Source organism: Streptomyces sp. NPDC045678 (assembly GCF_056432085.1).
On the sequence record NZ_JBWKJS010000005.1, the window covers coordinates 164,673 to 185,658 of the forward strand.

Below are 20,986 nucleotides of genomic sequence, written 5' to 3' on the forward strand. Positions count from 1 at the left end.
GACACGGCGTACCGTGATAGTGCACATTCGGCCGACTCGACGCACCGGGACGCGTGAGTACGGCAGCGGGAAGAACTCTCTGAGGAGACAGTGCTGTGACCGGGATCAAGACGACCGGCGAGAAGAAGCTGATGCTCTTCTCCGGCCGCGCCCACCCCGAGTTGGCCGAGGAGGTCGCACACAAGCTGGGTGTCGGCATCGTGCCGACGAAGGCCTTCGATTTCGCCAACGGCGAGATCTACGTCCGCTACCAGGAGTCGGCGCGCGGCGCCGACTGCTTCCTGATCCAGAGCCACACCGCTCCGATCAACAAGTGGATCATGGAGCAGCTGATCATGATCGACGCGCTGAAGCGCGCGTCGGCCCGCTCCATCACCGTCATCGTGCCGTTCTACGGTTACGCGCGCCAGGACAAGAAGCACCGCGGGCGTGAACCGATCTCGGCGCGTCTGATCGCGGACCTCATGAAGACCGCGGGTGCCGACCGCATCCTCACGGTCGACCTGCACACCGACCAGATCCAGGGCTTCTTCGACGGCCCGGTCGACCACCTCTTCGCGCTGCCGATCCTCGCGGACTACGTGGGCGCGAAGGTCGACCGCTCGAAGCTGACCGTGGTCTCCCCCGACGCCGGCCGCGTGCGCGTCGCCGACCGCTGGTGCGACCGCCTCGGCGCGCCGCTCGCGATCGTGCACAAGCGCCGCGACAAGGACGTCGCGAACCAGGTCACCGTGCACGAGGTCGTCGGTGAGGTGAAGGGCCGCGTCTGCGTCCTGGTCGACGACATGATCGACACGGGCGGCACGATCTGCGCCGCCGCCGACGCCCTGTTCGCGCACGGCGCGGAGGACGTCATCGTCACGGCCACGCACGGTGTCCTCTCGGGCCCCGCCGCGGACCGCCTGAAGAACTCGAAGGTCAGCGAGTTCGTCTTCACGGACACGCTGCCGACGCCGAGCGAGCTGGAGCTCGACAAGATCACGGTGCTCTCCATCGCGCCGACGATCGCGAACGCGGTGCGCGAGGTCTTCGAGGACGGTTCGGTGACGAGCCTCTTCGACGAGCAGTAGGACCCGCTCGGAAGATCCTTTTGGTGCGGCCTCCCGCGCCGAGTAGACTGCTGAAGTTGCTCGGCGAGGGAGGCCGCACTTTTCGTGTGCGGCTGTCCGTTATCGACGCGCTCTTCGTAGCAGGCCGTTCGTGGCCGGGTGACCGATTCTTTTCCGTCACTGCATATACGAGGAGTGCACATGTCCGAGGTGAAGATCACCGCCGAGACCCGTACCGAGTTCGGCAAGGGTGCCGCCCGCCGTCTGCGTCGCGCCGACAAGCTGCCCGCCGTTGTCTACGGCCACGGCTCGGAGCCGGTCCACATCGCCCTTCCGCACCACGACACCCTCATGGCGCTGAAGACCTCGAACGTCCTGATCAACCTGGACATCGACGGCCGCAGCGAGCTCGTCATCCCGAAGGCCGTCCAGCGCGACGCCCTCCGCATCGGCATCCTCGAGCACGTCGACCTGCTCATCGTGAAGCGCGGCGAGAAGGTCACCGTCGAGATCCCCGTCCACACCGAGGGCGACCTGGCGCCGGGCAACAACCTGCTCGAGCACGTCCTGAACACCCTCCCGGTCGAGGCCGAGGCCACCCACATCCCGGAGTCGGTCACCGTCTCCGTGGCGGGCCTGGACGCCGGCGCGTCGGTCCTCGCCAAGGACATCCCGCTGCCCTCCGGCTCCACGCTGGCCGTCGAGGACGACACCGTCGTCCTCCAGGTCCTGGCCGCGCAGGCCGAGGAGGCCCCGGCCGAGGACGCCGCGGGTGACGCGGCCGCCGAGGCCTGAGCCTCCGCGACACACGTCCGCACGGCAGCCGCCGCTCCCCTGGGGGGCGGCGGCTGCCGCGTGTGAGCCTACGAGCCTCTGAGCCAGTGATGCGCGTATGAAGGAGACATGCACGTGACGACCGACGCCAGCGCCCCCTGGCTGATCGCGGGCCTCGGCAATCCGGGTCCCGAGTACGCCATGAACCGGCACAACGTGGGCTTCATGGTGGCCGACCTGCTCGCGCAGCGCATCGGCGGCAAGTTCAAGCGGGCCGGCAAGGCGCAGGCACAGGTGGTCGAGGGCCGGATCGGGGCGCCGGGCCCCGCGAACCGCCGCGTCATCCTGGTCAAGCCCATGTCGTACATGAACGTCTCGGGCGGTCCCGTCACCGCGCTCCGCGACTTCTACAAGGTCCCCACGGCGAACATCGTCGCGGTCCACGACGAGCTGGACATCGACTACGGCACGCTGCGCCTGAAGCTGGGCGGCGGCGACAACGGCCACAACGGCCTGAAGTCGATGACCAAGGCGATGGGCCCCGACTACCACCGCATCCGCTTCGGCATCGGGCGCCCCCCGGGCCGCATGCAGGTCGCGGACTTCGTCCTCAAGGACTTCTCCTCGGCGGAACGCAAGGAGCTCGACTACTTCGTGGACCGCGCGGCGGACGCGGTGGAGGCCCTGATCGCGGAGGGCCTGGAGCGCGCCCAGAGCACGTACAACTCCTGAGGACGCTCAGGCTGCGTCGCCGGGGGCGCCGGTGCCGGTCAGGGGGCGCGGGGAACCGCGCGACCAGCCACGACGAACCCGCGGCCGAAAGACGAACAGGGCCCCGCACCACCCGAGTGGCGCGGGGCCCTGTCACGCGGGCAAGGGCGTCAGCCGGTGTTGCGGAGGCCCGCTGCCACGCCGTTCACCGTGAGCAGCAGGGCCCGCCCGAGCAGCGGGTCCGGGTCGGTGCCCGCGGCCGCCGCGTCTCGCTGGCGCTTGAGGAGCGCCACCTGGAGGTACGAGATCGGGTCCAGGTAGGCGTCGCGGATCGCGAAGGTCTGCTGGAGCGCCGGGTGGGAGTCGAGGAGTTCGTTCCCGCCCGTGATGCGCAGGACCTCGCGGACGGTCAGCTCGTGCTCTTCCTCGATCATGGCGAAGACGTGCTTGAGCTCGTCCGGCACGAGCGTGTCCACGTAGTGCCTGGCGATCCGCAGGTCCGTCTTCGCGAGCGTCATCTCGACGTTGGAGACGAAGTTGCGGAAGAAGTGCCAGTGCTCGTGCATCTCGTCGAGGACGGTGTCCAGGCCCGCCTCGCGCAGCGCCTTCAGGCCCGAGCCCACGCCGAACCAGCCGGGCACGATCTGCCGGGACTGGGTCCAGCCGAAGACCCACGGGATGGCGCGCAGGCCGTCGAGCGAGACGCCCGAGCCGGGGCGGCGCGAGGGCCGGGAGCCGAGGTGCAGGTCGGCGAGCTGGTCGACCGGCGTCGACGCGAGGAAGTACGTCGGCAGGTCCGGGTCCTCGACCAGCTTGCGGTACGCGGAGTGCGCGGCGTCCGAGACGACGTCCATCGCGGCGTCCCAGCGGGCCAGAGCCTCGTCGGACTGGCGCGGGGCGGTGTGCAGGGCGGAGGCCTGCAGCGTCGCCGCGACGGTCAGTTCGAGGTTCTCGCGGGCCAGTGACGGCACGAGGTACTTGTCGGAGATGACCTCGCCCTGCTCGGTCACCTTGATCTCGCCCTCCAGCGTGCCCCACGGCTGCGCGAGGATCGCGTCGTGCGAGGGGCCGCCGCCGCGGCCGACGGTGCCGCCGCGGCCGTGGAAGAGGCGGAGCCGCACGCCGTAGCGGTGCGCGACGTCACGGAGCCTGCGCTGGGCGCGGTGGATCTCCCACTGGGACGTGGTGATGCCGCCGAACTTGGAGGAGTCCGAGTAGCCGAGCATGACTTCCTGGACGTCGCCGCGCAGGGCGACCAGGCGGCGGTACGACGGGTCGGCGAGCATCTCGTCGAGGATGACGTCGGCGGCGCGCAGCTCGTCGGTGGTCTCCAGGAGCGGCACGATGCCGATCTTCGCCCAGCCGGCGTGCAGATCGATGAGGCCCGCCTCGCGTGCGAGGACCGCCGCGGCGAACACGTCGTCCGCGCCCTGGCACATCGAGATGATGTACGACTCGATGACCTCGGGCCCGAAGACTTCGAGGGCCTTCTTGACGGTGAGGAAGACGCCGAGGGTCTTCTCGCCGGCGGCGTCCACCGGTGCCGGGGAGGGGCCGAGCGGCCGCCGCGAACGCAGTTCCTTGGCGAGCAGCTTCTGCCGGTACTCGCGCGGCATGTCCGCGTACCGCCAGGACTCCTCGCCGAGCCGGTCGAAGAGCTGGCCGAGCGCGTGGTGGTGGGCGTCCGCGTGCTCGCGTACGTCCATCGTGGCCAGCTGGAGGCCGAAGGCCGCCAGCGTGCGGATGGTGCGGTTCATCCGGCCGTCGGCGAAGAGGGCGCCCTTGTGCGCGCGCAGCGAGGTCTGGATGAGCGTGAGGTCGTGCAGGAGCTCGGCGGTGCCGAGGTAGTCGCGGCCTTCCTCGTGCGGGATGCCCTTGGCCAGGCGCTGCTTGGTGTTCTCCAGCTTCTGCCGGATGCAGGTGGCCTTGAGGCGGTAGGGCTCCTCGGAGTTGAGGCGCTTGTAGCGGGGGCTGATCTCGGGCAGCCGCTCCAGGTCGCACTGGAGGGAGGCCTTCAGCTCCTCGGTCGCTCCCGTGTAGCGGATGGAGTTGGAGAGGAAGCCGCGCAGCTCGTCGATCATGTCGAGCGCGTCGTTGATCCCGTGCTCGTGCTGGAGGATCAGGACGTCCCAGGTGACGGCGGGCGTCACGTTCGGGTTGCCGTCGCGGTCGCCGCCGATCCAGGTGCCGAAGCTGAGGGGGCGGGTCCCCTCGGGCAGCTCGACGCCGACGCGCTCCAGCTCCGCGGTGAGGTCCTCCAGGACGTCGCCGACGGCGCCCGCGTGCAGTTCGTCGAGGTAGTAGATGGCGTTGCGCGCCTCGTCGGCGGGCTCGGGGCGCACCACGCGGAGCTCGTCGGTCTGCCACACCAGGTCGATGTTCTCGGCCAGGCGGATGTCGTGGCGGCGCCGGTCGGACTCGATGACCGGCGTCTCCAGGAGCTCGGCGACGCGGCGGAGCTTGTTGAGCACGGAGCGGCGGGCCGCCTCGGTGGGGTGCGCGGTGAAGACGGGGCGCACGTTGAGGTGCTGCACCGTCTGGCGCAGGTGCTCCGGGTCGGCGTCCTTCAGCCGGTCCGCGGTGCGCGCGAGCAGTCCGCCCTCGGCGGCACGCTTGGCGCGCAGCTCGCGCCCGCGGTGGACCTGCTCGGTCACGTTCGCCAGATGGAAGTACGTGGAGAAGGCACGGACCAGCTTGGCCGCGGTCTCCAGTTCCGTACCGCCGAGGAGGGTGGCGGCGGCCTCGCCGTCCTCGCGCGTCAGGCGGCGGACCTTTTCGACCAGTTCGAGGAGCTCGGGGCCCTCCTGGCGTACGAGGGTCTCGCCGAGCAGGTCGCCGAGACGGCGGATGTCGGCGCGCAGCTCGGTGCTGGCGGTGCTGGTGGCCTGCTGGCCCTGGTCGTCGGCACTGCTCACAGGTGCGGCTCCTTGCAGTGTTGAAGCGCTTCAAGACTGGGAGGGGTCCCGGTGGGGAACCGGGGAGATACAGAGCGGACCGCGCTGTCCGACCGTCTCCAAGGATAGGTGTCACCTCGGGCACGGAGCTCGCGGCCTCTTGCCGCGAGGCTCCGCACTGCCATACTTACGTCGCCGTAGGTTACGGAACCGTAGGAAACGCGGTATTGCAGCCGCTGCAGGAACCGTGCCCGTGCACTGCTCCCACCTCAACCCTCGACCCCACAGGGGACGTGCCCATGACGACAACCTCCGATGCGTACTCCGAGGCCGATGTGATCGACGACGCTCCACGCGCGGACGCGAGCTCCGCCGCCACCGCCACGACCACCGCCGTCGCGCCGCCCTCGGCGACGCTGGGCGGCGAGCAGAAACGCTCGCTCGAACAGCTGGCCCTGCTGCTGTTCATCACCGTCCCCTTCCTCGCCCTGGTCGCGGCGGTGCCGCTGGCCTGGGGCTGGGGCGTGAGCTGGCTGGACCTCGGCCTGCTCGTCTTCATGTACTACCTGGGGTGCCACGGCATCACCATCGGTTTCCACCGCTACTTCACGCACGGCTCCTTCAAGGCCAAGCGGCCGCTGCGCATCGCGCTGGCCGTCGCGGGATCCATGGCGGTCGAGGGGCCCCTGGTGCGCTGGGTGGCCGACCACCGCAAGCACCACAAGTTCTCGGACGCGGAGGGCGACCCGCACTCCCCGTGGCGCTTCGGCGAGACGGTTCCCGCCCTGATGAAGGGCCTGTGGTGGGCGCACATCGGATGGATGTTCGACGAGGAGCAGACGTCGCAGGAGAAGTACGCGCCGGACCTGGTCAAGGACCCGGCGCTCCGCCTGATCTCGCGGCAGTTCCTGCTCTGGACCATCGTGTCCCTCGCGATCCCGCCGGTGGTCGGCGGCCTGGTCACGATGTCGTGGTGGGGCGCGTTCACGGCGTTCTTCTGGGGGTCGCTGGTCCGCGTCGCGCTGCTGCACCACGTCACGTGGTCGATCAACTCGATCTGCCACGCGGTGGGCAAGCGCCCCTTCAAGTCCCGTGACCGTTCGGGCAACGTGTGGTGGCTCGCGGTGCTGTCCTGCGGTGAGTCCTGGCACAACCTCCACCACGCCGACCCGACGTCGGCGCGGCACGGGGTGATGCGGGGCCAGGTCGACTCGTCGGCGCGGATCATCCGCTGGTGCGAGCAGCTCGGCTGGGCGTACGACGTGCGGTGGCCGTCGCAGTCGCGCATCGACTCGCGCCGCAAGCCGGAGGGCGCGGCCGAGTCCCGGCGCGGGGCTGCCGCCTCCGACGCGGCATGATTGACGACGTGGCGACCGACTCCAGCAATTCCATCCCTGCCGGCAAAGAGAAGCAGCCCCGGCGTACCCGCCGGACCCGTATGACGGGGGCCGAGCGACGGGAACAGCTGCTGGACATCGGCCGCACCCTGTTCGCCGCCAAGGGCTTCGAGGGCACGTCCGTGGAGGAGATCGCCGCGAAGGCGGGGGTCTCCAAGCCGGTCGTGTACGAGCACTTCGGCGGCAAGGAGGGGCTGTACGCGGTCGTGGTGGACCGCGAGATGCGACAGCTCCTGGACATGGTGACCAGCGCGCTCACCGCGGGGCACCCGCGGGAGCTCCTCGAACAGGCCGCGTTCGCCCTGCTCGACTACATCGAGACGTACACGGACGGCTTCCGCATCCTGGTCCGCGACTCGCCCGTGGCCCAGTCCACGGGCACCTTCGCCTCCCTCATCTCCGACATCGCCACGCAGGTCGAGGACATCCTCGGCCAGGAGTTCAAGGGCCGCGGCTTCGACCAGAAACTCGCTCCGCTGTACGCGCAGGCGCTGGTCGGCATGGTCGCGCTGACGGGTCAGTGGTGGCTGGACGCGCGCAAGCCGAAGAAGGCGGAGGTCGCCGCGCACCTGGTCAACCTGGCGTGGCACGGACTGGACGGCCTGGAGCCGAAGCCGCGCCTGATAGGCCACCGCAAGAGCTGAGAGCCCGCCTGATCACTCGAAAGCACGACGGGCCACCGCGAACACCCTGCGGAACGGGAACACCGTGCCGTGGGGCGTGGGCGGGTAGGCCTCGCGGAGGAGGGATCGGTACTCCTCCAGGAACTTCTCCTTCGCCGCCCCGTCACCCTCCAGGGCCGTCAGGACCGGGCGCAGGCCCGTGCCCTTCACCCAGTCCAGGACGGGGTCCTCGCCCGCGAGGAGGTGCTGGTACGTCGTCTCCCACGCGTCGACCTCGCAGCCGAGGTCCGCGAGCCGTGCCAGGTACGCACCCGGCGAGAGCACCGCGTCCGCGTGGCGCAGAACGTCGCCGAGGCGGTCGCGCCAGCGGGGGGACGCGGCGAGGTCGCGCATCAGGACGTGGCTCGGGGCGTCGAAGTTGCCCGGCACCTGGAAGGCGAACGTGCCGCCGGGGGGCAGGGCCTCGATCCACGCCGGGAAGGACGCGGCGTGGTCCGGCACCCATTGGAGGGTGGCGTTGGAGAGGAGGAGGTCGTACGTCCCCGGGGGCGGGGCCCAGTCCGTGGCGTCCGCCCGTGCGAAGTCCAGGCGGCCGCCGCCCTCCGTGGGGCCCGCCAGCTCGTCCGCCCTCGCCAGCATCGCCGGAGAGTTGTCCAAGCCGGTGACGTGCGCGGTGGGCCAGCGGTCCGCGAGGAGCCGGGTGACGTTGCCGGGGCCGCAGCCGAGGTCGGCGATGCGGGGCGGGCGCCGAAAGGCGGGGAGTTCGGGGACGCGGGCGAGCAGGTCGACGAAGGGGCGCGCGCGGTGGTCGGCGTGGCGCAGGTACTGGTGGGGGTCCCAGGTGGCGGCGGCAGGCATGGAGACGACCTCCTCGGGTCACGGGGTTCTGATCTCATCCTGAACCCGAGGTATCTTGACGTCAAGAGACTTCATGTCGACAGACCCCCTACACTGATCGTCATGGAGGACGAGGTCGATCGGCTGGTCGCAGCGTGGCGCCGGGAGCGCCCTGACCTCGACGTGGAACCACTCGAGGTGCTCAGCCGCGTGAGCAGGCTCGCGCGGCACCTGGACCGTGCCCGCAGGCTCGCCTTCTCGGAGCACAACCTGGAGCCGTGGGAGTTCGACGTCCTGACGTCGCTGCGGCGCGCGGGCGCGCCCTACCAGCTCTCCCCCGGCCAGCTCCTGACGCAGACCCTCGTGACGTCCGGCACGATGACGAACCGCATCGACCGCCTCGCGAAGAAGGGCCTCGTCGAGCGCCTGCCGGACCCGAGCGACCGGCGCGGCGTCCTCGTACGCCTCACCGGCGAGGGCCGGGACCGCGCGGACCAGGCCCTTGCCGGACTGCTGGAACAGGAGCGGGCGATCCTCGCGGAGCTCTCCCGCGCCCAGCGCGCCGAACTGGCCGCGCTGCTACGCCAGTTGACCGCCCCGTTCGACAACATCCCCGGCTAGATCGGCCGGCCCGACGCCCGCGCGCCGGGCGAGCGCCACGGCGGCGAGGGTGGAGTGGACGCCCAGCTTCCCCAGCACGTTCTGCATGTGCGTCCGCACCGTGTGCGGGGAGAGGAAGAGCCGCTCGGCGACCGCCTTGCGGCCGAGCCCCGCCACCATGCAGCGCAGCACCTCCCGCTCGCGCGGGGTCAGCGACTCCACGAGCCGCTCGGACTCGGTGCGGTGCTTGCGGGCCGCGGTCAGCTCGCGCAGGACGCCGGTGAGCAGGGCGGGCGGCAGGTGGGTCTCGTCGCGGAGCACGCCGCGTATGACCGTCAGGAGACGGGAGAGCGAGCAGTCCTTGGCGACCCAGCCCGACGCGCCGGCCTGCAGGGCGAGGGCCGCGCGGCGCGGGTCGTCCTTCTCGGCGAGCACGACGGTGCGCACGGCGGGCTGGCCCGAACGGACGCCCGCCACCAGCGAGATGCCGTCGACGAGCCCTTCGGCGTTGCCGTCCTGCACGGTGGCGGCGATGGGTGTCCCCCCTGCCCGGGCGAAGCCGAGAGCCTGGGGGCGGGCGCCCTGCAGCGCGCTCGCGGTGCTGCCGAGGTCGGCGTCGACGAGCAGCACGTCGTATCTGCGGCCTTCGGTGACCGCCCGCTCCAGGCAGCGCAGCGCGGCGGGGCCGCTGCCGGCCGCGGACACGTCGACGTCCGGCTCGGCCGCGAGCGCGGCCGCCAGCGACTCGGCGAAGATGCGGTGGTCGTCGACGACCAGGACTCGAATGCGAACCACGGAAACCCCCTTCCCCACGCTCCCTGCCGGAAGCGGGGGATACCCCATCATCGGAGAACGCCTGGTGCGGGTACGGCGTACGGAGCGGAGGCCGACGCGGCCGCACGGCCGCCGCCGCGCTGTCACCGCCACCCCCATCGCCGGGCGCCGTACCCGACTGTCTCGCCCCCTGATCAGTGCCGGCCCCCACCGGCACTGCCCTTCAGAGTAGGGCCGGACGCCAGGAGCGGAAGGTGATTTGCAGAACTGGTTGGCCAGCGCGTTTATGGTGAGCCTTATGTTTCGTATTGAGACGGGAGTCGACAAGGAGCGGCTCGGTCTGCTTCGCTCGCGGCTGAGCGAGACGAACACGGCGGCGTCACCTGAGCTCAGAGCCCTGCGCGGAACGCGCGAGGACCAGGAAGTCCCGTTGGCGATATGGGCGTTGGACGAGCGGGGCGGCCTCGCGGCGGGCCTCGCCGCGCACACGTGGGCCCGCTGGCTGCACGTGAACCACCTCTGGGTCGACGACCGGCACCGCGGGGCGGGGCTCGGCTCCCGCCTCCTGGCCGAGGCGGAGCGGGTGGCCCGTGAGGATCGGGGGTGCGTCAACTCCCGTGTGGAGACATGGGACTTCCAGGCACCGGGCTTCTACCGGAACCGGGGGTACGAGCTGGTGAGCGTGATCCCCGACTACCCCGAGGGCGTCAAGGAGTTCACGCTCATCAAGCGGATCGGCTGAGGAGGGCGGGGGCGCCCCGACTCAGGCCGCGAGGGCCAGGGCGCCGATCACCGGCGCCGCGTACATCAGCGGGAACGGGATGTGCGTGTACCAGCGCGCCCGCACCACGGTGACGACGGCCCCGGCGAAGTACAGCACCAGGCCGATGCCCGCCACGAACCCGACGACCGGGACGAACAGGCCCGCGACCAGGCCGAGCGCGCCCGCGGCCTTGGCGGTGCCGAGCCAGGGCAGCCATGCCATGGGGATGCCGTAGTCGGCGATGGGCTTCACCACCCACTCGGCGCGCAGGAAGACCGATACGGCGGAGAAGGCCACCATGGCGGCGGCGATCAGCGTGACGACTGCACAGGTTGTGGACATGGCGGGTGCTCCTCATCGGGCGGTGGCTTTTTCACTGCCCTGACGGAACCGGCCACAGGAGTGTGACCGGTTCACGGCACCTCTTTCCAGAAACTTTTTCCGGCTGCTTCCGACGGCGGCCTTCCCGGGCGCTCAGGCCTCCCGCCGCGCCCCCGCCGACGCCTCCGCCGGGAAGACGCGCGGCGCCGTGAAGCCCGCCGCGGCGAAGGCGTCAAGGACCGACTTCGTCACCGTGTCCTCGTCCGCCGACTCCACCAGGACGACCGCCGAGCCGCCGAAGCCGCCGCCGGTCATCCGGGCGCCGAGCGCGCCCGCCGCGTTCGCGGAGGTCACGACCAGGTCCAGCTCGGGGCAGGAGATGCGCAGGTCGTCGCGGAGTGAGGCGTGGCCCTCGGTGAGGACGGCGCCGGTCGCGCGGACGTCGCCGGAGTCGAGGAGGCCGATGACCCGCTCGACGCGGTGGTTGTCCGACACGACGTGGCGTACGTAGCGACGGATCTTTTCGTCCGTCAACTTCGTCAGGGCCGCGGGGAGTTCGCCGTACGCGACGTCCCGCAGATGCGAGACGCCCAGGACGCGCGCGCCCTCCTCGCAGCCGGCCCGCCGCTCCGCGTACGCCCCGTCGCCCAGCTCGTGCTTGACGCGGGTGTCGACGACGAGCAGGCGCAGGCCGTGGGCGGCGAGGTCGAAGGGGATCTGCCGTATCGCCAGGTCGCGGCAGTCCAGGTGCAGGACGTGGCCTTCCGTGGCGCACGCGGAGGCCATCTGGTCCATCACGCCGCACGGCACGCCGACGAAGGCGTTCTCGGCGCGCTGGGCGAGGACCGCGAGGCGCGGCCGGTCGAGTCCGAGTCCGTACAGGTCGTTCATGGCGAGTGCCGTGACGACCTCCAGGGCGGCCGACGAGGACAGGCCCGCCCCGGTCGGCACGGTCGAGGCGAGATGGAGGTCGGCGCCGCCGGAGACGTCGTGGCCCGCGTCCCGCAGCGCCCACACCACGCCCGCGGGGTAGGCGGCCCAGCCGCCCTGCCCGTACGCCGAGAGGGGTTCGAGCTCGTCGACGCGGAGTTCGGCGACGGGGGCGTCGATGTCCGCGGAGTGGAGCCGCAGGACGCCGTCGGTGCGGCGCGCCACCGCCGCCACGGCGGTGTGCGGCAGCGCGAGCGGCATGACGAAGCCCTCGTTGAAGTCCGTGTACTCGCCGATGAGGTTGACCCGTCCCGGCGCCGCCCAGACGCCCTCCGGCTCGTACCCGTACAGCTCGGCGAACTTCCCCGCTACGTCCATCAGTTACCCCTTGATCCCGGTCAGCGCTGGGCGAACGCCCAGGCGTCGGCGACGATGCCCGCGAGGTCCGCGCGGGACGGATTCCAGCCGAGCCGCTCCCGCGCGGTGGCCGCGGACGCGACGAGGACCGCCGGGTCGCCGCCGCGTCGCGGCGCCATGACCTCGGGGATCGGGTGCCCGGTGACCTTGCGGACGGTCTCGATGACCTCGCGCACGGAGAAGCCGTTGCCGTTGCCGAGGTTGCAGATGAGGTGCTCGCCGGGGGTGGCGGCCTCGACGGCGAGGAGGTGGGCCTCGGCGAGGTCGGCGACGTGGATGTAGTCGCGGACGCAGGTCCCGTCGGGGGTCGGGTAGTCGTCGCCGAAGACGCTGATCGCCTCGCGCCTGCCCTGCGCGACCTGGAGGACGAGCGGGATGAGGTGCGACTCGGGGTCGTGGCGCTCGCCGCAGTCGCCGTACGCGCCCGCGACGTTGAAGTAGCGCAGGGAGACGGCGGCCAGGCCGTGCGCGGCCGCCTCGCCGGTGATCATGTGGTCGACAGCGAGCTTGGAGGCGCCGTAGGGCGAGGTGGGGGCGGTGGGGTCGGTCTCCGTGATGGGGGTGTTCACGGGCTCGCCGTACGTCGCGGCCGTCGAGGAGAAGACGAGCCTGCGCACGTCGGCGTCGCGCATGGCGGCGAGCAGCGCCATGGTGCCGCCGACGTTGTTGTCCCAGTACTTCTCGGGCTTCACGACGGACTCGCCGACCTGCGAGAAGGCGGCGAAGTGGAGCACCGCGTCGTAGGAGGAGTCCAGCCACTTGGCGGCATCGCGGATGTCGCCCTCGACGAACGAGGCGCCGGCGGGGACGCCTTCGCGGAAGCCCGTCGAGAGGTTGTCGAGGACCGTCACCTCGTGCCCGGCCTCGAGCAGATGCTGGGCCACCACACTTCCGACGTAGCCCGCACCACCGGTGACCAGGTACTTACCGCTCATGAACTCGCTACCTCTCGCAGTCGCTGGGCCGCGGCTTCCGGCGGCACGTCGTTGATGAACACGCTCATACCGGATTCGGAACCCGCGAGGAACTTCAGCTTGCCCGAAGTGCGGCGAATCGTGAAAAGTTCGAGATGGAGGGCGAAGTCGTCCCGGTTGATCCCTTCATGTCCCTCCAGCGTCCCGAACGGCGCCTGGTGCCAGGCGGCGATGTAGGGGGTGGGGTTCTCCCCCGCGCCGAAGATCCGGTCGAAGCGCCGCAAGAGTTCCAGATAGATCAGGGGGAACTCGGTGCGCGCCTCCTCGTCGAGCCCGAGCAGGTCGGGCACCCGGCGTTTGGGGTAGAGGTGGACCTCGTAGGGCCAGTGCGCCGCGTACGGCACGAACGCGATCCAGTGCTCGCCCTCCAGGACGACCCGCTCCCCCTCGCTCTCCCTGGCGACGACGTCGTCGAAGAGGTTGAGGCCGCCGGACGACTCCTTGAACGCGGCGAGCGAGCGCAGCATCAGGTTCGTGCGCGGGGTGACGAAGGGGTACGCGTAGATCTGCCCGTGCGGATGGCCGAGGGTCACGCCGATCTCGGCGCCGCGGTTCTCGAAGCAGAACACCTGCTCGACGGAGGGCAGGTGGGAGAGCTCGGCGGTCCGGTCGGTCCATGCCTCCAGGACGAGCGCGGCCTGCTCGGGGGTGAGGTCCGCGAAGGACGAGGCGTGGTCGGAGGTGAAGCAGACGACCTCGCAGCGGCCCGCGTCGCCCGCGAGCGAGGGGAAGCGGTTCTCGAAGACCACGACGTCGTACGACGCGTCGGGGATCTCGCTGAGCCGGTCCCCGGCGGACGGGCACAGGGGGCATTCGTCGGCCGGGGGGTGGTAGGTGCGTCCCTGGCGGTGCGAGGCGATGGCCACGGAGTCGCCGAGGAGGGGGTCCTCGCGCACCTCCGATGTGGTGGCGACGGGCGCGAGCGGGCGCCGGTCGACGGCGTCGCGCACGGTGTCGTCGCGCACGTCGTAGTAGATGAGCTCACGACCGTCGGCGAGACGGGTCGAGGTCTTCTTCACGTCCGGGGCTCCTCACCACCCACCCAACAGAATCGAACATAACAAATCACAAGCCAACAGCGACGTCAACGATCACAATCAAACAAAGAACACCAACAGAACTGTTCAGTTATTGAAGCGAGAGGCGTAGGTTCCCGACTGATCCGTTCGCGCAACGAAGCGAGTTCACATGCAGTCCCCCACCACGACAACCCTGGCCGAGGGGCTTCGGCTGCCCACCAACGGCCTCGACTACGCGATCCTGGCGATCTACTTCGCCGTGGTCCTCGGCATCGGCTTCGCCGCCCGGCGCTCCGTGAAGACCAGTCTCGACTTCTTCCTCTCGGGCCGCTCACTGCCCGCGTGGGTGACCGGTCTCGCCTTCGTCGCCGCGAACCTGGGCGCCACCGAGATCCTGGGCATGGCCGCCACCGGCGCGCAGTACGGCGTCGCGGTCGTCCACTGGTACTGGATCGGCGCCATCCCGGCCATGGTCTTCCTCGGCCTGGTCATGATGCCGTTCTACTACCGCAGCAAGGTCCGATCCGTCCCCGAGTACCTGCTCCAGCGCTTCGACAAGCCGGCGCACCTGCTCAGCTCGGCGCTCTTCGCCTTCGCCGCGATCCTCATCGCAGGCGTGAACCTCTACGCCCTCTCGATCGTCGTCGAGGCGCTCCTCGGCTGGCCGCAGTGGGTGGCGATCGTCGTCGCAGGACTCTTCGTCCTCGCGTACATCACCATCGGCGGCCTCTCGTCGGCGATCTACAACGAGGTCCTGCAGTTCTTCGTGATCCTCGCCGCGCTGATCCCGATCTGCGTCATCGGCCTGAAGAAGGTCGGCGGCTGGGACGGCCTCACCGGCTCCATCGAGAAGCAGCACGGCGAGAACTTCATGACCGCCTGGGGCGGCACCGGCATCGGTGACGCCAACCCGCTCGGCGCCAACTGGCTGACGATCATCCTCGGCCTCGGCTTCGTGCTCTCCTTCGGCTACTGGACGACCAACTTCGCCGAGGTCCAGCGCGCCCTCTCCGCGAAGAACCTCTCGGCCGCCCAGCGCACCCCGCTGATCGCCGCCTTCCCGAAGATCTTCATCGTCTTCCTGGTGATGATCCCCGGCCTGGTCGCCGCCGTCCTCGTCCCGAAGATCGGCACGGCGGGCTCCGACCTGACGTACAACGACGCGATTCCGTATCTGATGCAGGAGCTGCTGCCCAACGGCGTCCTCGGCATCGCGGTCACCGGCCTGCTCGCCGCGTTCATGGCGGGCATGGCGGCGAACGTGTCGTCCTTCAACACCGTGTTCACGTACGACATCTGGGCGAAGTACGTGATCAAGGACCGTGAGGACCGCTACTACCTGAACTTCGGGCGGCTCATCACCGCGATCGGCGTGCTCGCCTCCATCGGCACGGCGTTCATCGCCTCGTCGTTCTCCAACATCATGGGGTACCTGCAGACCCTCTTCTCCTTCTTCAACGTCCCGATGTTCGTCGTCTTCATCATCGGCATGTTCTGGAAGCGGGCCTCGATGAAGTCCGGCGTGTGGGGTCTGGTCGCGGGCACCAGCGCCGCGATGGTCAACTACTTCTGGATCTACAAGCAGGGCGTCATCGACATCCCGACCGACCAGGGCGCGAACTTCGTCTCGGCGATCGTCGGCTTCGTCGCCGGTGCCGTCGTGATGGTCGTCGTCACGCTCTTCACCGCGCCCAAGCCGGAGGCCGAACTGGCCGGTCTCGTCTACGGGACGGCCTCGCCGGGCCTGGAGGACGAGGGGGCGGAGGAGGGTGACGACGCCTGGTACCGCAAGCCGGCCCTGCTCGGCTGGAGTGCCATCGTGCTCGCCGCGGCCTGCTACCTGCCGTACTCGCTCTAGACCGATCGGAGGACCGAAGACATGTCCGACCTGCACAACTCCGACCTGCACAACGAAGTCTCCGAGCTGGAGCGCAAGTCCGCGACAGCCGCGCGCCTCTTCGACATCCGGCGCATCATCGGCGGCCTGTTCGTCGTCTACGGAATCATCGTGACGATCGCCGGGATCACCGCGTCCGACGCCGACCTGAAGAAGGCCGAGGACATCAACATCAACCTGTGGACGGGCCTCGGCATGCTCGCCCTCGGGTTGTTCTTCCTGGGGTGGCTCTGGCTGCGCCCGGCGGTCGTGCCCACCGAGGAACCGGCGGACGACTGACCTCCTGCCGTACGACGACGGGGCCCGAGTTCACCGCGGTGGCTCGGGCCCCGTCGTCATGTCCGCGTCCTCCGCGGCGCCCGCATGGTGCGCGTAGGCCGACGCGGGACGCTCGGCGCGCTCCAGGAGGCCCGTGCGCGCCGCGAGCGCGGCGGCCTCCAGACGCGATCCGACGCCCAGCTTCATCAGAACCCGCTGCACGTGCGTGCGCGCGGTGCTCGGGGCTATCCCCATGCCCGCGGCGATCAGCCGGGTGTCCTCACCGTCGGCGACCCGCACCAGGACCTCGACCTCACGGGGCGTGAGCATCTGCAGCAGCCGCTGCCCCTCGTCGTCGGGCTGCGCGGCCGGATTGAGCAGTTCGCTGAACGCGCCCTGCAGCAACTGGGGCGCGACGGCGGCCTCTCCCGCGCGCGCCTTCATGATGGCGCGCTCCACTCCTTCGATGCGCTCGTCATGGCGTACGTAACCGGAGGCGCCGGAGGCGAAGGCCGCGGCGATCCCGCGCGGGCTCGGCACCGGGCCGAGCACCACGACCGCCACCTGCGGGCGGTCCCGCTTGATCTTCACGACCGGGTCGAACATCCCCGGTTCGGCCGGTGTGGCCGTGCCCAGGAGGCAGACCTCCGGGGCCCTGCTGATGACCAGTTCCGCGGCGCCCGCCGCGGGCGCGGCGGCGGCGAGCACGCGGTGCCCGCGTAGTTTCAGTGCCGAGGCGAGGGCCTCGGCGAGCAGTCGGTGATCGTCGACCACCATGAGCCGCACACCCATAGCAACCCCCCAGTTCCCCGCGGGCCCCCCGACCCTTCATCCCCCGGAAGCTACACGCTTGTTCGAGGTTACGCGCCCCCTACCGGCCAGAAGCGGCCCGGAATGCCGAAATCCGTGCCATTCGGGGGGCGTTGGAGAGACGCGGATGGTACGCGAACGGCGGCGGGGGCCCCCCGTGGTGCGTGGGGGCGCCCGCCGCCGTCCATGGCGCCGCGGCTGTTCGACTGCTTCGCGTCGAAGCGGCTTACTTCGCCACGAAGCCGAGTGCCACGTACTCCTTGTCGTCCTTCGAGTAGGGCTTGCTCAGCAGCTTCTTGCCGAGGAACAAGTGCCCGTTGGCGTAGAGGAGTTCGTTGGACTTCGGGACCATGCCGCTGATCGCCTCGGTGACCGCCTCGGAGCCCGGGGTCTCCAGGAGCTTGGTCTCCTTCATCGTCTTGCCGTCGAGCGAGACGACCTGCGCGCCCTGCTTGTAGCCGTGCGCCTTGTACGCGAGGACGTTCCCGCCGTCCATGCGGATCGGGAAGATCTCGCCGTTGTCGCCGGCGACCGCGCGGTCACTGGTGGGCTTGCCGGTGGCCAGCGAGAAGGACACGATCTCGTTGGTGCGGTTGTAGCTCTCGCCGCTGCCGTCGTGCTGGCGCGTCGGGACGTACAGCCGGTCGTTGCCGACCGCGATCGCCTTGCAGTCGTTGACCATGTTCACGCCGCAGTCGTGCTCGTACTTCCCGTCCGGCAGCGAGATCTTCGCGCGCAGCTTGCCGTTGCTGCCGAGCGAGAAGACGTCCGTGACACCGGAAGCCGTGATCTTCGTGGTGTCCTGGCCGAAGACGACCGGGTTCGTCGAGATGATCTTGGCGTTGTCGACGCCGGGGGCGATCGGGTACGTCCACTTGTCGTCGCCGGTCTTCGGGTCGAGCAGCTGGACCTTCAGCGTCTCGTCGCCGTACGTGCCGCACTCGCGGACCGCGACGAGCTGGTCACCGCCCGCGTACCCGACGTCCTTGCACTTGCCGACCTTCGGCTTCCACAGGGAGTTGCCCTTGACGTCCCAGGCGGCGCCACCGCTGGAGGTGCCCGAGCCCGCGGCGATCGTGGTGCCCGAGATGGTGACTTCCTTGAACGTCGCCTTCACACCGTTGGTCTCGGCGCTCTCGGTCCAGAGCTTCTTACCGGACTTCAGGTCGACCGCGGAGACGTTGCTGCACTGCTCGTAGTCGCCCTTCTTGTTCCGCTTGGCCTCTTCGGTGACGACCGCGGCGATGCCGTCCTCGGTGACCTCGGGAGACAGCGCGCAGGTCATGCCGGAGAGCGGAATCGACCACTTCTCCTTGCCGGTGTCCGGGTCGTAGCCGTTCAGCTCGTTGACGCCGGCCTTGACGTAGGTGTCGTCGGTGAGGACGGATCCGGTGGCGTTCCAGATCTGGTCCTTGGGGATCGCGGGCTGCGGGAGCTGCATGAGGACCTTGGCCGCGGGGTCGCCCGGAGCCTTCTCCTTGGCCGGGCCCTGGTCGGGCATCGCGCCGCCGCCCTCCTTGCCGCCCTTCTCGCCCTTGCCGCCCTTGCCGTTCGCGCCGCCCGACTCCTGCGCGGTGTTCTTGGAGTCGTCGTCCTTCGTCGAGGCGTAGAAGACGCCGCCGCCGACGATCAGCGCGATCGCGGCGACCGCCGCGATGATGATCGTCGTCTGGCTGCTGATCTTCTTGCCGCCACCGCCGGAGCCGGAGTCACCGGGCTGCGGCTGCATCGGCATGGTGGGCGGCTGCGGGTAGCCCTGCTGCTGGTATTGGGGCTGCGCGGGCTGCGTCGGGTAGCCGTAGCCCTGCGGGACCTGCGGCTGCGCGGGCTGCGTCGGATAGCCGTAGCTCTGCGGGGCCTGGGGCGGCTGGGGTGCCTGCGGCGCCTGGGGGTAGCCGTAGTTGGGCTGGCCCGCCGGGGGCGCCGGAGGTGCCGGGGGTGCCGCGGGCGGCGGGGTCTGCGGGGGCTGGCCGAGGGGCGTCGGCGGGGCCGCGGGCGGCGGGGTCTGCGGGTAGCCGTACGACGGCTCGGGGGCCTTGCCGAAGCCTCCGGGCGGAGGGTCCTGCGGGGCACCGAAGCCGCCCTGTGGGGGCTCGTTCGGGGGCTGCTGGGGTGGCTGGGGCGGCTGGGTCATGACGGGTCTATTCCTTGGGGACGAGAGCGGTCGAGCGGATGACGGGGTGGGAGCGCGTCACTTGCCGTAGGCGAGCATCAGCTTGGCCTGGCCGGACGTGCGCATGATGTTGGTCGTCGAGATGTAGAAGCGACCGTCCACGTAGTCGACGTCCTTCGAGTAGAAGCCGCTCTCGATCTGCGAGGTGCCCTTCGGGTGCTGCAGAAGGGTCTCGGGCTGGTGCGAGCCGGACGTCCCGATGGAGACGACACGGCCGCCGGAGTCGTACGACGGCTTGACGTACGCGATCAGCGAGCCGCCCTCGACCTTCAGCGGCAGCATCGTTTCGTCCATCGGCGACTTCACGCGCCAGGCCTCCTTACCGGTGGCCAGGCTGAACGCGACGATCTGGTTGGCGCCGCTCTTCTCGTCGGACGGCAGGTACAGGTACTTGTCGTCCGTCGTCACGCCCAGGCAGCCGCCGAGCTGGCGGTTGAGGATCGCCGTGTCGCACTCGGGCGCGAAGTTGTCGTCGGTGACGACCTCGGAGCGCGTCTCGTCGCTGTTCTCCTTCAGCACCGAGACGTTCCACTTCTTCTTGTCCTCATTGGTGAGGTACACGATCGTGGGACTGACCGAGTAGACCTTGCCGATCCGCCAGCCCTTGGGGAACTTCTTGGTCCACAGCGCGCGCCCGGTCTTCGGGTCGAGCTGCTGGAGCTCGTCATGCTCGGTGGGCGTGCTCGCGCCGCAGGAGAGAGCCATCAGGAGCTTCTCGCCGCCGGCGAAGCCGTTGGGGAAGCAGGTGCCCTCGTCCTTCTTCTTCGCGACGTAGAGCTTCTTGCCGTCGCTCATCCGCAGCGCCGTGCCGGACTGGTCGCGGCCGACCATCAGCACGTCGCCGACGAGGACCAGGTTGCTGGAGAGGGACGAGTCGAACAGGCCCTCCTTCTTGACCGGGTGGCCCCAGCCCTTGTCACCGGTCTTCAGGTCGATGACCTGGATCTGGTTGCACTCGGCACCGCTCTGCGAGCCGTCCTTGTACGCGACGACGATCTTGCCGTCGTCCGTCGCCGTCTCGGTCGCGGCGCAGAGCTTCTCCGGGAAGGTGATGGCCTTCCACGCGGTCCTGCCGGTCTTCACGTTGTACGCGAGGAGCTGCTTGTACGCGGCCTTGACCACGATGTCGCCCTGGATCCACATGCCCGGGGCGTCGCCGCCGGAGCCGGGCACCTTGGGCGCCTCCTTGTACCAGAGGACCTTCGCCTCGCCGGCCTGGCGGCCCTCGTTGAGGTCTTCCTTGCCCTCGTGGCCGTCGCCGCTGCCGTTGCCCGGGTTGACCGGGGCGGAGGCGGTGGGCTTTGGATCCTTGTTCTTCGCCTCGGGCTTCTCGCCGCCGCCGTCGTCACCGCTCACGACGGCGTAGGTGACGCCGCCCGCGACGAGCAGCGCGGCCACCGCCGCGGCGACGATCACGACGAGCTTGTTGCGCTTGCCGTTGCCGTTGCCGGGCGGAGTGCCGGGCGCACCGGGGCCGGAGAACTGCGGCTGCGTCGGCAGCTGCGCGTACCCGTACTGTGGCTGGTTTCCATACGGTCCCGGCTGCTGCGGCTGGCCGTAGGGGCCGGGCTGCTGTTGCGGCTGGCCGTACGGTCCCGGCTGCTGGGGCGCGCTGTACGGGCCCGGCTGCTGCGGGTAGCCGTAACCCGGCTGCGGCGGCTGGCCGGGCGACTGCGGCGGCTGGCCCGACGGCTGTTGCGGCTGGCCAGGTGGCTGCGGAGCTCCGAAACCGCCGGACGGCGGCTGGTTGGGCGGCTGAGTCATC

The 20,986-nt window shown here is 70.1% G+C and carries 19 protein-coding genes; 9 read left to right on the forward strand and 10 right to left on the reverse strand.

Translation table 11 applies throughout. From position 1 onward, the window contains the following. The first annotated feature begins 95 nt into the window (after positions 1–95). From AC07DO_RS18850 to pth, 3 genes are all read left to right on the forward strand, one after another. The gene (locus AC07DO_RS18850) at positions 96–1,070 is read left to right on the forward strand and encodes a ribose-phosphate diphosphokinase (protein ID WP_150168841.1); all 975 of its coding nucleotides are present in this window, start codon (positions 96–98) and stop codon (positions 1,068–1,070) included. Between the two features lie 180 nt (positions 1,071–1,250). Continuing rightward, positions 1,251–1,844: a 50S ribosomal protein L25/general stress protein Ctc gene (locus AC07DO_RS18855; RefSeq protein WP_479060943.1), complete on the forward strand. Its 594-nt coding sequence runs from the start codon at positions 1,251–1,253 to the stop codon at positions 1,842–1,844. Between the two features lie 108 nt (positions 1,845–1,952). Next, complete coding sequence (gene pth, locus AC07DO_RS18860) at positions 1,953–2,555, forward strand: aminoacyl-tRNA hydrolase (protein WP_479060944.1); 603 nt, start codon at positions 1,953–1,955, stop codon at positions 2,553–2,555. 149 nt (positions 2,556–2,704) lie between these two features. Here pth and ppc read toward each other — a convergent pair whose 3' ends face one another. Further along, positions 2,705–5,449 carry a phosphoenolpyruvate carboxylase gene (ppc, locus tag AC07DO_RS18865; RefSeq protein ID WP_479060945.1) on the reverse strand — a complete coding sequence of 915 codons (2,745 nt, stop codon included), beginning with the start codon at positions 5,447–5,449 and terminating at the stop codon, positions 2,705–2,707. A gap of 278 nt (positions 5,450–5,727) precedes the next feature. Here ppc and AC07DO_RS18870 point away from each other — a divergent pair, with 278 nt between their 5' ends. Next, complete coding sequence (locus tag AC07DO_RS18870) at positions 5,728–6,786, forward strand: acyl-CoA desaturase (protein WP_479060947.1); 1,059 nt, start codon at positions 5,728–5,730, stop codon at positions 6,784–6,786. Then, a complete protein-coding gene (locus tag AC07DO_RS18875) occupies positions 6,783–7,469 on the forward strand; it encodes a TetR/AcrR family transcriptional regulator (RefSeq protein WP_150168849.1) in 687 nt (228 codons plus the stop codon). Before AC07DO_RS18870 ends, AC07DO_RS18875 begins: the two co-directional genes overlap by 4 nt. Positions 7,470–7,481: 12 nt before the next feature. Here AC07DO_RS18875 and AC07DO_RS18880 read toward each other — a convergent pair whose 3' ends face one another. Further along, entirely contained in the window at positions 7,482–8,306 is an 825-nt protein-coding gene (locus AC07DO_RS18880) for a trans-aconitate 2-methyltransferase (protein ID WP_479060950.1), read from the reverse strand. A gap of 102 nt (positions 8,307–8,408) precedes the next feature. Between AC07DO_RS18880 and tamR the strand changes: the two genes are divergently transcribed. Next, the gene (tamR, locus tag AC07DO_RS18885; RefSeq protein WP_479060952.1) at positions 8,409–8,906 is read left to right on the forward strand and encodes a MarR family transcriptional regulator TamR; all 498 of its coding nucleotides are present in this window, start codon (positions 8,409–8,411) and stop codon (positions 8,904–8,906) included. Here tamR and AC07DO_RS18890 read toward each other — a convergent pair. Next, a complete protein-coding gene (locus tag AC07DO_RS18890) occupies positions 8,865–9,680 on the reverse strand; it encodes a LuxR C-terminal-related transcriptional regulator (RefSeq protein ID WP_479060954.1) in 816 nt (271 codons plus the stop codon). The two genes, tamR and AC07DO_RS18890, sit on opposite strands and share 42 nt — an antisense overlap. Positions 9,681–9,945: 265 nt before the next feature. Here AC07DO_RS18890 and AC07DO_RS18895 point away from each other — a divergent pair, with 265 nt between their 5' ends. Continuing rightward, positions 9,946–10,401 carry a GNAT family N-acetyltransferase gene (locus AC07DO_RS18895; RefSeq protein ID WP_479061593.1) on the forward strand — a complete coding sequence of 152 codons (456 nt, stop codon included), beginning with the start codon at positions 9,946–9,948 and terminating at the stop codon, positions 10,399–10,401. A gap of 21 nt (positions 10,402–10,422) precedes the next feature. On the opposite strand, the gene AC07DO_RS18900 is transcribed toward AC07DO_RS18895, so the two are convergent. The 4 genes from AC07DO_RS18900 to galT form a co-directional block, all read right to left on the reverse strand. Further along, positions 10,423–10,764, reverse strand: a complete 342-nt coding sequence (locus tag AC07DO_RS18900; protein ID WP_479060956.1) for a DoxX family protein — start codon at positions 10,762–10,764, stop codon at positions 10,423–10,425. A 132-nt stretch (positions 10,765–10,896) separates the two neighbouring features. Continuing rightward, positions 10,897–12,051: a galactokinase gene (gene galK, locus AC07DO_RS18905; RefSeq protein WP_479060958.1), complete on the reverse strand. Its 1,155-nt coding sequence runs from the start codon at positions 12,049–12,051 to the stop codon at positions 10,897–10,899. 20 nt (positions 12,052–12,071) lie between these two features. Beyond that, positions 12,072–13,025, reverse strand: a complete 954-nt coding sequence (gene galE, locus AC07DO_RS18910; RefSeq protein WP_479060959.1) for a UDP-glucose 4-epimerase GalE — start codon at positions 13,023–13,025, stop codon at positions 12,072–12,074. Then, the gene (gene galT / locus AC07DO_RS18915; protein ID WP_479060960.1) at positions 13,022–14,083 is read right to left on the reverse strand and encodes a galactose-1-phosphate uridylyltransferase; all 1,062 of its coding nucleotides are present in this window, start codon (positions 14,081–14,083) and stop codon (positions 13,022–13,024) included. The genes galE and galT overlap by 4 nt, the downstream gene beginning before the upstream one ends. Positions 14,084–14,252: 169 nt before the next feature. Between galT and AC07DO_RS18920 the strand changes: the two genes are divergently transcribed. Together AC07DO_RS18920 and AC07DO_RS18925 are read left to right on the forward strand one after the other, a co-directional pair. Next, on the forward strand, positions 14,253–15,941 hold the full coding sequence (locus tag AC07DO_RS18920; protein ID WP_479060961.1) for a sodium:solute symporter family protein: 1,689 nt from the start codon (positions 14,253–14,255) through the stop codon (positions 15,939–15,941). 21 nt (positions 15,942–15,962) lie between these two features. Continuing rightward, entirely contained in the window at positions 15,963–16,259 is a 297-nt protein-coding gene (locus tag AC07DO_RS18925) for a hypothetical protein (RefSeq protein ID WP_479060962.1), read from the forward strand. Between the two features lie 30 nt (positions 16,260–16,289). Here AC07DO_RS18925 and AC07DO_RS18930 read toward each other — a convergent pair whose 3' ends face one another. The 3 genes from AC07DO_RS18930 to AC07DO_RS18940 form a co-directional block, all read right to left on the reverse strand. Further along, positions 16,290–17,030: a helix-turn-helix transcriptional regulator gene (locus AC07DO_RS18930; protein ID WP_479060963.1), complete on the reverse strand. Its 741-nt coding sequence runs from the start codon at positions 17,028–17,030 to the stop codon at positions 16,290–16,292. 244 nt (positions 17,031–17,274) lie between these two features. Continuing rightward, positions 17,275–19,182 (reverse strand): outer membrane protein assembly factor BamB family protein, encoded by a 1,908-nt coding sequence (locus tag AC07DO_RS18935; protein ID WP_479060965.1) that lies wholly within the window; start codon positions 19,180–19,182, stop codon positions 17,275–17,277. Between the two features lie 57 nt (positions 19,183–19,239). Next, positions 19,240–20,985, reverse strand: coding sequence for an outer membrane protein assembly factor BamB family protein (locus AC07DO_RS18940; RefSeq protein ID WP_479060967.1), 1,746 nt, complete (start codon positions 20,983–20,985; stop codon positions 19,240–19,242). Between the last annotated feature and the right edge of the window lies 1 nt (position 20,986).